The following is a 13,043-nucleotide window of genomic DNA, read 5'->3' as shown; positions in this document are numbered from 1 at the left end:
ATGAAACCCATTGGAACCAGAGCAGAGTCAGGCTTCACGTTGATCGAGTTGATGGTGGTGGTGGCGATCATCGCCATCCTCGCCTCCATCGCGCTGCCCAGTTACGAATCATATGTTCGTAAAACCAGGCGTGCGGCGGGGGCGGCGTGTGTCAGTGCGGTTGCGCAGCGACTGGAGCGCGTTTACACGACGGACCTGAGTTATGCCGGAGCACCTGCGGCTGCGGTGTTGGCTGCGGCATGTGATCCGGACGCATTGAAGTACTACGCGATCAGCCGGGTAGTAGCTGCCAGGACCTATACGGTCACTGCTACACCTGCGGGAAAGCACAGTGGTGACTCCTGCGGAAACCTGACGTTGCAGCAAAATGGCGTAAAGGCTCCGGCAACCGGTGACTGCTGGTAAGTGGCCGGGCAGTGTCTGCTTGTTCGGCGCTGTTTTCGCAATGTGTTTCTGTAGTGGATGGATGATCTGACTACGTCACCTGTACGCCCTTCTGTGTTGAAGGGCGTCGTTTTGGTCGCTAATGCTGGCTGGCCTTGTTGCTTCTTCGGTGCGGGCCGCATCAGAGCATGGAATGACTGCGGTACCTCTGTCGCAGGCGTTCTTCCTGATTGCAGAGAGCGCGTGCTTCCGGTCAGATCAAGGTTTGGGGGATGGAGGCAGGGCTGGCTGTACCGCCGCCTCGCATGATTTGGCAACAAAAAACCCCGCATTTCTGCGAGGTTTTTTGTAATCAAATTCTGGCGCCCGAAGTTGGACTCGAACCAACGACCCCCTGATTAACAGTCAAGTGCTCTAACCGGCTGAGCTATTCGGGCGGGGAGGCGCATTCTAAGCGTGTTGTACCGCCAGTGCAACACTTGATCGCCGATAGCCAGATCAGAAAGGGCAGGGGCGTGAGGATTTGGGGCGTTGACCGCGTGGGCGCCCTGCGTTGTTGACGACTACCTGGGCAAGAAGTGCGCCTTCCATGCTGCAGATCGAGATCGTCAGGTTTGTACCCGCGCTACGGCCATCCGGGAAATACCGGATGAAGCTGCGACCGCGTGAGCTGACCAGGCGCAGCCTTTGTGGGTTTGGTGGGGAGGTGGCGCGGATGATGGAGTCGGGCGTGTCTGCTTTGCGGTTGCCGTCAATGTCGGTGAACAGTAGCCAGGTGCTGCTCCAGTTGCCGTCGCGAGCGCAACTGGTGCCGTCAACGGACGGACATAGGATGGATTCGGTGTTGTGCGTCACCGCTGTCCAGCGCGCCAACTGCAGGTGTGAGATCAGCGTGTGTTCGGCGCTGATGGCCCGGTGCTGCTGCAGCAGTTCACGCATCGAGGGCAACGCCAGGCTGGCCAGTAGCACGCATAGTGCGACACAGGTCGTCAGTTCGATCAGTGTCAGGCCTTGCTGCAAGGTTGTGAATGGGGGCGTTCTTGCGCGACCGCTGGTTGGGTTCTCTGGTAGCACTAGGCGAAGCCCTGCTGGGGCGGGCATCCATGGTGGGCTCGCCAGGTAGGGGGCGGAGTCGCTGAAACGGCTGGCTGAACGTCGGGCGGATGCGTGATGGGGTGTGGCGCTTGGGCTGGATATACTCAGAGGTCCACTTGGGTCCGTCATTGCCATGTCCGACAGCTTCCAGCTCGTATCGCCGTACTCGCCTTCCGGCGACCAGCCGGCCGCCATTGAAAAGCTGGTGGCCAACTTCGAGGCAGGCATCGCCAAGCAGACCCTGCTGGGTGTGACCGGCTCGGGCAAGACCTACACCATTGCCAATGTGGTGCAGCAGGTGCAGCGGCCGACGCTGGTCATGGCGCCGAACAAGACCCTGGCCGCGCAGTTGTACGGCGAGTTCAAGGCGTTCTTCCCGAACAATGCGGTCGAATACTTCGTCAGCTACTACGATTACTACCAGCCCGAGGCCTATGTGCCGTCGTCGGATACCTTCATCGAGAAGGACAGTTCGATCAACGAACACATCGAGCAGATGCGACTGGCCGCGACCAAGACCCTGCTGTCGCGGCCGGATGCGATCGTGGTGGCGACGGTGTCGGCCATCTATGGCCTTGGTGCGCCGGAAGACTACCTGTCGCTGCGTCTGATCCTGTCCAAGGGCGAGCGCATTGATCAGCGTGATCTGATCAAGCACCTCACCCAGCTGCAGTACACCCGCAACGAATACGAGTTGCAGCGCGGTACCTTCCGTGTGCGCGGTGAAGTGATCGATGTGTTCCCGGCGGAGTTGGACAGCGAAGCGGTGCGTATCGAACTGTTCGATGGCGATATCGAACAGCTGAGCATGTTCGATCCGCTTACCGGTGAAAGCCTGCGCAAGATGCAGCGCTACACCATCTATCCGAAGACCCATTACGCGACCACGCGTGAGCGCGTATTGGCCGCGGTGGAGACCATCAAGGTCGAATTGAAGGAGCGGCTGGAGCAGCTGTACGCGCAGAACAAGCTGGTCGAAGCGCAGCGCCTGGCGCAGCGCACCCAGTACGATCTGGAGATGATGGCCGAGGTCGGTTACTGCAACGGCATCGAGAACTACTCGCGGCACCTGACCGGCAAGGCCGCCGGCGATCCGCCGCCGACATTGTTCGATTACCTGCCGCCGGATGCATTGCTGGTCATCGACGAATCGCACGTGACCATTCCGCAGATCGGTGCCATGTACAAGGGCGACCGTTCGCGCAAGGAGACGCTGGTCGAGTTCGGCTTCCGCCTGCCGTCGGCGCTGGACAACCGACCGCTGCGCTTCGAAGAGTGGGAGGCGCGCTCACCGCGAGCCATCTATGTGTCGGCAACGCCCGGTCCCTACGAGTTGCGCGAATCCGGCGATGACATCACCGAGCTGGTGGTACGCCCGACCGGCCTGATCGATCCGCAGGTGGAGATCCGTCCAGTCGGCACTCAGGTTGATGACCTGATGTCGCAGGCGACTGAGCGCATCAAGATGGGCGACCGCGTGCTCGTCACCACGCTGACCAAGCGCATGGCCGAGAACCTCACCGAGTACCTGGGCGAGCATGGTATCCGCGTGCGCTACCTGCACTCGGATGTGGATACGGTCGAGCGCGTGGAAATCATTCGCGATCTGCGCCTGGGCAAGTTCGACGTGCTGGTTGGCATCAACCTGCTGCGCGAAGGCCTGGACATGCCAGAGGTGTCGCTGGTCGCGATCCTTGATGCCGACAAGGAAGGCTTCCTGCGTTCAACCGGCTCACTGATCCAGACCATCGGCCGTGCCGCACGTAACGTGCGCGGCAAGGCCATCCTGTACGCCGACAAGATCACCCGCTCGATGCAGGCGGCGATCGATGAGACGGATCGACGCCGGCAGAAGCAGGTGGAGTACAACGAGGCGCACGGCATCGTGCCGCAGTCGGTGATGCGGCCCATCGTCGACATCCTGGAAGGGGCGCATGAGGAAAGCTCGCCCAAGTCCAGTGCGAAGGGCAAGGGCCGGCGCGTGGCCGAGCCCGAGGCAGATTACCTGCCGCTGGAGCCGGCCAAGCTGGCTGCACGCCTCAAGGAGCTGGAGCAGACTATGTACCAGCACGCCCGCGACCTTGAGTTCGAGGATGCTGCGCGCATACGCGACCAGATCCATCGCCTGAAGGAAGCCAATCTGGGCTGAGGTGGCCCGGTGTGAAATATTTCCAGAAAACGGTTGTTCTTCGTGAAAAGCAGGGTTAAGATACGCGCCCTCGCAACGCTTAATTGTTGTTGAGAAGGGCGGTTAGCTCAGCGGTAGAGCACTACCTTGACATGGTAGGGGTCACAGGTTCGAACCCTGTACCGCCCACCACTTCTTCGGGAAGTGGCCACAAGAGCCCGGCACCGGCCGGGTTTTTTGTTTGCTGGTGATGGTATGCGTTGCGACTCGGTTTGTTCAGCCTTCGCAGCGGAGAAAAGCTTCAAAACGGGCGGTTAGCTCAGCGGTAGAGCACTACCTTGACATGGTAGGGGTCACAGGTTCGAACCCTGTACCGCCCACCACTTGAAACCCGGTGCAGCGGTTTCGGTGGAATCACTTGAAGAGCGAATCAGGCCTGTGGGCTTCGCATTTCGCCTCATCCGCCCGGAGGCTTCCGTGGCAATCCTGATTTATTCGCTGATGGTCATGGCTGGACAGTCTTGCCTGCTTCGTGCTGCGTTGGTTCCACCCGCCTTCGCTCGCGACAGCGCCTTCATCAGCTGGGCGGGATGATCCGCTTGTGCTGTGGAGCAGGGCCTCTGCTGGCGCCTTCCGTATCGGTAGTTGCCGGTTCACATATGCCTGTTGGCTGTCTGATGAAATCGTCGCCTATCCTTGAGGTGATGTGATGTTGAACCGTAGGCAATTTCTTGCGCAGCTCTCCGTTGGCCTTGGCGCCGCGGCATCCATCAAGAGTGGTCTGGGCGCGCCGTTGGATGCGGCAGCGGGGCAGGGCTGCCGTTTGCCGGCGGAGGAGGTGCCGCAGGAGCGTGTATTTCTGGCCTATGCAGCTTCCAAGGCCGTCTGGCGTGATTGGGCAGCTGCTGTGAACAGGACGGTTGCCCTACTCGCCAAGACTATTTCCCGCTATCAGCCGGTCACCATTCTGTGTCGCGAGGCGCAGGAGGCTGAGGCTCGGCGTGCCTGCGGCAATGCCAATATCCGTTACATGCCAATGCCGCTCGATGACATCTGGGTGCGCGATTACGGCGGTTGTTTTGTGCTCGGGCGCGATGCGCAGCTCGGGCTGGTTGATTTCAATTTCAACGGTTGGGGGCGCAAACAGGCCTTCGCTGGCGATACCGCTGTGGCGAAGACGCTGAGCGCGGACCTTCGGGCGCGCTATGTGCGCAGCCGTCTTACCGGCGAAGGTGGTGGCATCGAGGTGGACGGTGATGGCACGGCGATCATGACCGAGAGTTGCTGGGTCAATGACAACCGCAACCCGGGCATGAGTCGTGCACAGATCGAAGTAGAGCTGAAGTCTCTGCTTAGCCTACGCAAGATCATCTGGCTGCCGGGAATCAAGGGGCAGGACATCACCGATGCTCACGTTGATTTCTATACGCGCTTCGCGTCGCCGGGTGTCGTTATCGCCAACCTCGACAACGATCCGGAGTCCTATGATTTCGCGGTTACGCGTCGGCACCTGGAGATACTCCGGGCGGCGACCGACGCTGATGGGCGACGTCTGCAGGTGCACACGCTGTCGCCGCCGCAGGAGCCGCGCGACAACGTGTACACGCGCGAAGCCGACTATGCGGCGGGTTACATCAATTTCCTGCCGATCAATGGTGCGGTCATCGCTCCCGAGTTCGGCGACGCCGAGGCGGATACGCGCTGCCGGGATCTGCTGAAGTCGCTCTATCCGGGGCGGGAGATCGTCCAGATCAATATCGACCCGATCGCCGCTGGTGGTGGCGGCATTCACTGCGTGAGCAAGAATCTTCCGGTTTTCAGTGGGGGCGTGCGCTAGCTGGGGGTGGCTGCGACTGGGTGGGTGCCGTGACTGCACTCGGTTGCGGGGGCGAACCGACTATTCGCACGGACGAATGAGCTCCTGGGGCGACAGCCGTCCTGCGCTGCTTTGGCATTGATTTCATTGGATTTATGTCGGGTTTGGCTGGCGCAGAGTCACCAGGTCGAGGGTGCGGCCCTTGCTCCCCGCCTTGCTGTTGTCGGGCAGTCAACGCGGCGTGCTCGCTGTCCTGTCGTTTGCTCGCGAAGATCAACTGCTCGCTGGAGCAGCCTCACAGCAGGTTTCCCTCGATTGGTTTAATATCTCCATAACAACCCCTTCGGCAATCAAGGTGGCCCGCGCGAAACGCCGGCCGAGCGTGTGACATGAGCACTACCATCAACCACTGCTGAACTCCGCCACCGCCCTGATGCAGGCGCCGTCGTGGCGCTTTTTTATTGCCCAGAATTCCGTGAATCCCGCGAAATCGCGCCTGTTGGCGCTGTTTCCAGCCCGCCCGGCGGGTCGTGACCCTTGGTGAATCCCATGATCAACATCACTCTCCCAGACGGCAGCGTCCGTCAGTTCGAAAACCCGGTCAGCGTCATGGACGTTGCCCAGTCCATTGGTGCGGGTCTGGCCAAGGCCACCATCGCCGGCGCCGTGGATGGCGTGCAGGTCGATGCCAGCGACGTGATCGATCACGACGCTTCGCTGCGCATCATCACCGCCAAGGACGAGGAGGGCGTGGAGATCATCCGCCACTCCTGCGCCCACCTGGTCGGCCATGCCGTGAAGCAGCTGTATCCGGAAGCCAAGATGGTGATCGGCCCGGTCATCGCCGAAGGCTTCTACTACGACATCTACAACGAGCGCCCGTTCACGCCGGAAGACATGGCGGCGATCGAGAAGCGCATGGGCGAGTTGATTGCCCAGGATTACGACGTGATCAAGAAGGTCACGCCGCGCGCGGAAGTGGTCGAAATCTTCAAGGCGCGTGGCGAGGACTACAAGCTGCGCCTGATCGAAGACATGTCCGACGACATCACCGCGATGGGCATGTACTACCACCAGGAATACGTGGACATGTGCCGCGGCCCGCACGTGCCGAACACGCGTTTCCTGAAGTCCTTCAAGCTGATGCGCATCTCCGGTGCGTACTGGCGCGGCGATGCCAAGAACGAGCAGTTGCAGCGCATCTACGGCACCGCCTGGGCCGACAAGAAGCAGCTCGAGGCCTACATCAAGCGCATCGAAGAAGCTGAAATGCGCGACCACCGCCGCATCGGCAAGCAGCAGGACCTGTTCCATCTGCAGGAAGAGGCGCCGGGCCTGGTGTTCTGGCACCCGAAGGGCTGGTCGATCTGGCAGGTCGTCGAGCAGTACATGCGCAATGTCTACCGCGAGAGTGGTTACGGCGAAGTGCGTTGCCCGCAGATCCTCGACGTGAGCCTGTGGAAGAAGTCCGGTCACTGGGACAACTACCAGGACAACATGTTCTTCACCGAATCGGAGAAGCGCACCTACGCGCTGAAGCCGATGAACTGCCCGGGCCACGTGCAGCTGTTCAACCAGGGTCTGCACAGCTACCGCGACCTGCCGATCCGCTACGGTGAGTTCGGCGCCTGCCATCGCAACGAGCCGTCCGGCGCGCTGCACGGCATCCTGCGCGTGCGTGGTTTCACCCAGGACGATGGCCACATCTTCTGCACCGAGAGCCAGGTCGAAGCCGAAGTGACGGCTTTCCACCAGCAGGCGCTGGCGGTGTACAAGGCGTTCGGTTTCGAGGAAATCCAGATCAAGATCGCGCTGCGCCCGGAATCGCGCCTGGGTGATGACGAGACCTGGGACAAGGCCGAGGGCGCGCTGCGCACCGCGCTGTCCAGCTGCGGCGTCGAATGGCAGGAGCTGCCGGGCGAGGGCGCCTTCTACGGCCCGAAGATCGAGTACCACCTGAAGGACGCCATCGGCCGTACCTGGCAGCTTGGCACCATGCAGGTCGACTTCATGATGCCGGGCCGCCTCGGTGCTGAATACGTGGACGAGAACAGCCAGAAGCGCCATCCGGTGATGCTGCACCGTGCGATCGTGGGCTCCATGGAGCGTTTCCTGGGCATTCTGATCGAGCAGCACGCCGGCGCGTTCCCGACCTGGCTGGCGCCGGTGCAGGTGGTGGTGGCCAATATCACCGACGCCCAGGCCGATTATGTCGACGAAGTTCGCAAAAGCCTTGCAAATCAAGGCTTCCGGGTTGACGCCGATTTGCGCAACGAGAAGATCGGCTATAAGATTCGCGAGCATACGCTGCAGCGCGTACCGTACCTGCTGGTCGTGGGCGACCGCGAGAAGGAGAACGGGGCCGTGGCCGTGCGCACGCGGTCCGGTGAAGACCTTGGTTCGATGTCGGTTCAGGCCTTCGTCGAACGGCTGCAGGCAGAATTGAAGCATTGAAGTAAGTAGGGCCCCGGCCCCGGCCCCGGCGGACACTCCGCGGGGCCGGTACTAATCCACTTGGAGATTGCAATATCAGTATCCCTGACAACAAACAGAACCGCCGTAATCAGGAAATCCGGGTGCCGCGCGTACGCGTGATCGGCAGTGACGGTGAAATGATTGGCGTGTTGTCGCGCGACGAAGCGCTGTCCATGGCCGAAGATGAAGGCCTGGACCTGGTTGAAATCCAGCCCCAGGCCGATCCGCCTGTCTGCAAGATCATGGACTTCGGCAAGTTCAAGTTCGAGATGCAGAAGAAGGCCAACGAGGCCAAGAAGAAGACCAAGCAGGTCGAGATCAAGGAAGTGAAGTTCCGTCCGGTCACGGACGAGGGCGACTACCAGATCAAGCTGCGCAACATGCGTCGTTTCCTCGAGGACGGCGACAAGATCAAGGTCAACATCCGCTTCCGTGGCCGCGAAATGAGCCATCAGGAACTGGGTCGCGAGATGGCCAACCGGATCGAGGCTGATCTGGGTGAGGAAATCGTGATCGAGTCCCGTCCGCGCCTGGAAGGCCGGCAGATGGTCATGATGATCGCGCCGAAGAAGAAGTAAGCCGTCGGCCCACGGGCCTGCTGCTTTGCTGAACAGGGAGGGGCTTCGGCTGCCTCCCTGTTTGCATGCCTGTTCAGCCAATTTGAGTGCCAACCTGCTTGCAGTTTGCAAGTGGCTGGTGCGCAAGGCATAATGGGCGGCCCGGTTCGCCGGGTTTGTTGTTTGCTTCACCCTAGGACCTGCCTGCCTCCAGTGGGAGCGCGGGCTTTTGACAGACAAGGGCAAGGATGGAAAGTGTGGGTCAGCCCACCGCCCAGTCAGTAAAGAGACCATCAAGGACATAGCAATGCCCAAGATCAAGACCAACCGGGCGGCGGCCAAGCGTTTCCGCAAGACCGCCTCCGGCAAGTACAAGTGCGGTCACGCCAACCGTAGCCACATCCTCACGAAGAAAGCGACCAAGCGGAAGCGTAACCTGCGTCAGACGAATCACGTCCGCGCAGAAGACGCAGGCCGTCTGGACCGTATGCTTCCCTACCTCTGAGGACTGAACCATGGCACGAGTAAAGCGTGGTGTGCAGGCGCGCCGCCGCCACAAGAAAGTATTGGATCTCGCCAAGGGCTATTACAACGCCCGTCGCAAGGTCTTCCGCGTTGCCAAGCAGGCAGTCATCAAGGCACAGCAGTACGCCTACATTGGCCGTAAGCAGAAGAAGCGCAATTTCCGTTCGCTGTGGATCACCCGCATCAACGCGGCTGCCCGCATCAACGGCCTGAGCTACAGCCGTTTCATGAACGGCCTGCTGAAGGCCGGTATCACCCTGGACCGTAAGGTTCTGGCTGATATCGCCGTGCACGACGCAGCCGGTTTTGCCGCTCTGGCAGAAAAGGCCAAGGGCGCACTGGCTGCATAAGTTCTTCCTGCAGCAGTTGTAGCGTTCACGCGCAGCGGCTGTGGTGAGACAATGCATGGGGAAGGGCGCAAGTCCTTCCCCATTCTTTTTTGTGCTGGTTGCCGCTGCCGAGGGCTGCGCGGCGGTCAGCCACTGGTGGCGACGGGGGTCGGCCCGGCGCGTACCGCGTAGGCAAGCCGGCCAGAGGTTTCGTCGATCCCATGAGTGACATCCAATCCTTGACCGCGCAGGCGCTGGCCGATGTGGCCGCGGCGCAGAGCCCGGAAACGCTGGAAAACCTGCGTGTTTCGCTGTTGGGCAAGAGCGGCAGCATCACTGCCCAGCTCAAGCAGCTTGGCGCATTGCCGGCCGACGAGCGCAAGGCAGCGGGCGAGGCGATCAACATCGCGCGCGACGCTGTGTCCTCTGCGTTGGGTGAGCGCAAGACGCTGCTGGAAAACGCCGCGCTGGATGCACGCCTGGCCTCTGAAAGCATCGATGTCACCTTGCCGGGCCGCCATGGCGAGCGCGGCGGCCTGCATCCGGTAACGCGCACCCTGGAGCGCATCACCGAAATCTTCGCCCGCCTCGGTTACGAACTGTCCGAAGGCCCGGAAATCGAAGACGACTGGCACAACTTCGAGGCACTGAACTTCCCGCCGCACCACCCGGCGCGCGCCATGCATGACACCTTCTACTTCGGCGACGGCCGCCTGCTGCGCACGCATACCTCCGGTGTGCAGGTGCGCTATATGGGCGACCACAAGCCGCCGCTGCGCATGATCGCGGCCGGCAAGGTGTACCGCAGCGACAGCGACCAAACCCATTCGCCGATGTTCCATCAGGTTGAGGGCCTGCTGGTGGACGAACACTCCAACTTCGCCGACCTCAAGGGCACCTTGTCCGAGTTCGTGCGCGCCTTCTTCGAGCGCGATTTCGAAATGCGTTTCCGCCCGAGCTACTTCCCGTTCGTGGAGCCGGGTGCGGAAGTGGACATCGCCTGGCAGCAGCCGGATGGCAGTACCCGCTGGCTGGAAGTGCTGGGCTGCGGCATGGTCCATCCGAACGTGTTGAAGTCGGTCGGCATTGATCCGGAGCGCTACACCGGCTTCGCCTTCGGCCTGGGCGTGGAGCGTTTCGCGATGCTGCGTTACGGCGTCAATGACCTGCGCGCCTTCTTCGAAAACGACGTCCGCTTCCTCAAGCAGTTCGCCTAAGGCGAGCTGTGTAGTGCCGAGCCACGCTCGGCAGCTCCTGAACGTTGACCCGCCCCAGGCGCAAAGCGCTGGGCATCAACAAAAGAAACCGCAACGGGAGGCCTGCCTCCCATCAAGGTAAACACATGAAATTCTCTGAAAGCTGGCTGCGCAGCCACGTACCGACCACCGCATCGCGCGACGAACTCAGCGCCGTGCTGACCGCCATCGGTCTGGAAGTCGAAGAAGTCACTGCACTGGGCGCAGGCCTGGACAACGTGGTCGTGGCGCGCATCGTCGAAGCGATCCGCCATCCGGAAGCCGACCGCCTGCAGATCTGCAAGGTCGATGCCGGCCAGGCCGAACTGCTGCAGATCGTCTGTGGCGCGCCGAATGCACGCCCGGGTCTGGTCGCACCGCTGGCCATGGTTGGCGCACAGATCGGCGAGCTGAAGATCAAGCCGGCCAAGCTGCGCGGCGTGGAATCCAACGGCATGCTGTGCTCGGCCAAGGAGCTGGGTCTGGACAATGATGCTTCCGGCTTGCTGGAACTGCCGGACGACGCACCGGTCGGCGCCACGCTGGTCGAGTACCTCGGTCTGCCGGATTCCAGCATCGAGATCAAACTGACCCCGAACCGCGCTGACTGCTTCAGCGTGCGCGGCATTGCGTTCGACGTTGCTGCCGCTACCCGCAGCGAAGTGAAGCCGTTCGCCGCCGACGCCGTACCGGCTCAGGGCGCGCGCGAACTGAGCATCCAGCTCGACGCCGGTGCCGAAGCACCGCGTTACCTCGGTCGCGTGATCGAAGGCGTCAATGCCGCCGCGACCACGCCGTTATGGATGGCCGAGCGTCTGCGCCGTAGCGGCGTGCGGCCGGTGTCGCTGTTGGTCGATATCACCCAGTACGTGATGCTGGAACTCGGTCAGCCGATGCATGCCTACGACCTGGATACGCTGAAGGGGCCGATTGCCGTGCGCCGCTCGCGTGCTGGTGAAAGCCTCAAGCTGCTTGACGGCCGCGACGCCGCGCTGGACGACAGCTTCCTGGTGGTCACCGATGCCGACCGTCCGGTCGGCCTGGCTGGCCTGATGGGCGGCTTCGATACCCGCGTCACCGATGTGACCAGCAATGTCTTCCTGGAGGCTGCGCATTTCGCCCCGGCGGCGATCATGGGCCGCGGCCGCAAGCTCGGCCTGCACACCGATGCCGGTCACCGCTTCGAGCGTGGCGTCGATCCGCAGCTGCCGCGTACCGCCATCGAATACGCCACCAAGCTGGTATTGGACTTGGCTGGCGGTACGCCGGCGCCGGTCACCGAAGCCGTGCGCGAAGCCGATCTGCCGGTAGCCGCCAAGATACTGCTGCGTCGCGCCCGCATCGTGCGCGTGCTCGGCATCCAGATTGAAGACGCCGAAGTCGAGCGCATCCTGCGCGCGCTTGGCATGAAGGTCGAGGCTGTGGCCGATGGTTGGAACGTCACCGGCCCGAGCCGTCGCTTCGATATCGCCATCGAAGAAGACCTGATCGAAGAGCTGGCCCGTATCCACGGCTACGAATCCATTCCGACCACCTTGCCGGGCGGCGCTGCACGCATCGCCATGCCCAGCGAAACCCGTCTGGATGACCTCAGCGTGCGCCGCCAGCTGGTGGCCCGCGAAATGCTGGAAACCATCAACTTCGCCTTCGTTGATGCCGAGCTGCTGAAGCAGTGGCAGCAGGACGAAGGTCTGGTTGCGCTGGCCAACCCGCTGTCGGCCGAGCTGGCGGTGATGCGCCCGCTGCTGCTGCCGGGTCTGGTGGCAACGCTGGGCCGCAACGTCGCCCGTCAGGCTGGACGCGTGCGCCTGTTCGAAATCGGCCGCGTGTTCGCCGCGCAGGCCGGCGAGGGCAAGCCCGCACCGAAGGAAACCGTTCGCGTTGCTGCTGCAGTGTGCGGCGACGCTGCCACCCTGCAGTGGGGCGAAAAGGCGCGCAAGGTCGATTTCCATGATCTGAAGGGTGATCTGGAATCGCTGGCTGCCGCTTCCTGCGCAGTTCTGGAATTCCGCGCCTCGCAGCGCCCGTATGCGCACCCGGCCCGTTCGGCGGACATCTGGCGCGACGGCGAATGCATCGGCTGGATCGGCCAGCTGCACCCGCGCCTGACCAAGGCGATGGAAGTGGATGCAGATGTCTACGCATTCGAGCTGGACCTGGCACCGCTGGCTGCGCGTTCGCTGCCGCGTTCGAGCGAGCTGTCGCGCTTCCCGGCGGTCCGCCGGGATCTGGCCGTGGTCGTAGCTGAATCAGTCAGCTGGGCTGAGCTGTCGTCGACCATCCGGGCTGCTGCTGGCGAACTGCTGCGTGAAGTGGCGCTGTTCGACCGTTATGTCGGCCAAGGCGTCGAGCCGGGTTTCAAGAGTTTGGCTATGGGCTTGATTTTGCAGGACAAGTCGCGCACATTGACGGACCGTGACGTGGAAGCCGTAGTCACCGACGTGGTGACGGCGATTGATCATGGGCACGGCGCAAAGATCCGTGGCTGAGGCGGGATAC

10 protein-coding genes and 3 tRNA genes are annotated in these 13,043 nt (G+C 62.1%); 11 read left to right on the top strand and 2 right to left on the bottom strand.

What is annotated here, in order from left to right:
• Positions 1-405, top strand: a complete 405-nt coding sequence (locus tag Q5Z11_RS13235; protein WP_303746837.1) for a type IV pilin protein — start codon at positions 1-3, stop codon at positions 403-405.
• A gap of 339 nt (positions 406-744) precedes the next feature.
• On the opposite strand, the gene Q5Z11_RS13230 is transcribed toward Q5Z11_RS13235, so the two are convergent.
• Positions 745-821 (bottom strand) — tRNA-Asn (locus tag Q5Z11_RS13230).
• A 61-nt stretch (positions 822-882) separates the two neighbouring features.
• Positions 883-1,404: a GspH/FimT family pseudopilin gene (locus Q5Z11_RS13225; protein ID WP_303746836.1), complete on the bottom strand. Its 522-nt coding sequence runs from the start codon at positions 1,402-1,404 to the stop codon at positions 883-885.
• A gap of 208 nt (positions 1,405-1,612) precedes the next feature.
• On the opposite strand from Q5Z11_RS13225, the gene uvrB reads away from it, so the two are divergent.
• The 10 genes from uvrB (at position 1,613) to pheT (ending at position 13,033) form a co-directional block, all read left to right on the top strand.
• A complete protein-coding gene (gene uvrB, locus Q5Z11_RS13220) occupies positions 1,613-3,628 on the top strand; it encodes an excinuclease ABC subunit UvrB (protein ID WP_303746835.1) in 2,016 nt (671 codons plus the stop codon).
• Between the two features lie 96 nt (positions 3,629-3,724).
• A tRNA-Val gene (locus tag Q5Z11_RS13215) sits at positions 3,725-3,799 on the top strand.
• A 116-nt stretch (positions 3,800-3,915) separates the two neighbouring features.
• Positions 3,916-3,990, top strand: a tRNA-Val gene (locus Q5Z11_RS13210).
• A 326-nt stretch (positions 3,991-4,316) separates the two neighbouring features.
• Positions 4,317-5,444, top strand: a complete 1,128-nt coding sequence (locus Q5Z11_RS13205; protein ID WP_303746834.1) for an agmatine deiminase family protein — start codon at positions 4,317-4,319, stop codon at positions 5,442-5,444.
• Positions 5,445-5,972: 528 nt separating this feature from the next.
• Complete coding sequence (gene thrS / locus Q5Z11_RS13200) at positions 5,973-7,877, top strand: threonine--tRNA ligase (protein ID WP_282265644.1); 1,905 nt, start codon at positions 5,973-5,975, stop codon at positions 7,875-7,877.
• Between the two features lie 74 nt (positions 7,878-7,951).
• Complete coding sequence (infC, locus tag Q5Z11_RS13195) at positions 7,952-8,476, top strand: translation initiation factor IF-3 (RefSeq protein WP_282265677.1); 525 nt, start codon at positions 7,952-7,954, stop codon at positions 8,474-8,476.
• 286 nt (positions 8,477-8,762) lie between these two features.
• Positions 8,763-8,960, top strand: coding sequence for a 50S ribosomal protein L35 (gene rpmI / locus Q5Z11_RS13190; RefSeq protein WP_002811096.1), 198 nt, complete (start codon positions 8,763-8,765; stop codon positions 8,958-8,960).
• A 10-nt stretch (positions 8,961-8,970) separates the two neighbouring features.
• A complete protein-coding gene (gene rplT / locus Q5Z11_RS13185) occupies positions 8,971-9,330 on the top strand; it encodes a 50S ribosomal protein L20 (protein WP_054657697.1) in 360 nt (119 codons plus the stop codon).
• Between the two features lie 200 nt (positions 9,331-9,530).
• Positions 9,531-10,526: a phenylalanine--tRNA ligase subunit alpha gene (gene pheS / locus Q5Z11_RS13180; RefSeq protein ID WP_296253773.1), complete on the top strand. Its 996-nt coding sequence runs from the start codon at positions 9,531-9,533 to the stop codon at positions 10,524-10,526.
• 125 nt (positions 10,527-10,651) lie between these two features.
• Entirely contained in the window at positions 10,652-13,033 is a 2,382-nt protein-coding gene (gene pheT, locus Q5Z11_RS13175) for a phenylalanine--tRNA ligase subunit beta (RefSeq protein ID WP_303746833.1), read from the top strand.
• Positions 13,034-13,043 lie beyond the last annotated feature (10 nt).

This window comes from Stenotrophomonas sp. 610A2, from assembly GCF_030549615.1.
Lineage (GTDB): Bacteria > Pseudomonadota > Gammaproteobacteria > Xanthomonadales > Xanthomonadaceae > Stenotrophomonas > Stenotrophomonas pigmentata.
The sequence above is the reverse complement of the archived record's forward strand: the minus strand, read 5'-3'. Positions and strand labels throughout refer to the sequence as shown.